Source organism: Methylobacterium sp. A54F (assembly GCF_053346035.1).
The window spans coordinates 1-280 of the sequence record NZ_JBKFBF010000227.1 but is presented as its reverse complement, the minus strand read 5'-3'; the positions used below and the strand labels follow the sequence as shown (position 1 = coordinate 280).

1 tRNA gene is annotated in these 280 nt (G+C 66.1%); it reads right to left on the bottom strand.

The window, feature by feature from the left end:
* Nucleotides 1–52: 52 nt before the first annotated feature.
* Nucleotides 53–144, bottom strand: a tRNA-Ser gene (locus tag ACLBXP_RS26065).
* Nucleotides 145–280 lie beyond the last annotated feature (136 nt).

The following is a 280-nucleotide window of genomic DNA, read 5'->3' as shown; positions in this document are numbered from 1 at the left end:
GGGCACGGCCCGACCCGAAAAAGCTTTAGATTTCAGGACTTACACAATCGAGTGGCGGAGACGGGGGGATTCGAACCCTCGATACCCATTTCTGGGTATGCTCATTTAGCAAACGAGTGCCTTCAGCCGCTCGGCCACGTCTCCACGCTCTCTGCGTCTAGAAGCTCGCCCCGGGCGGGCCAACCCGCTTCGTGGGGGCGCCAGAGTTCCGAACCCGGGTCGAGGCCGGGTCCCCCGGTCCCGGCCCCCACCGCCCTCATTCCCGGGCCGCGCAGCGGAG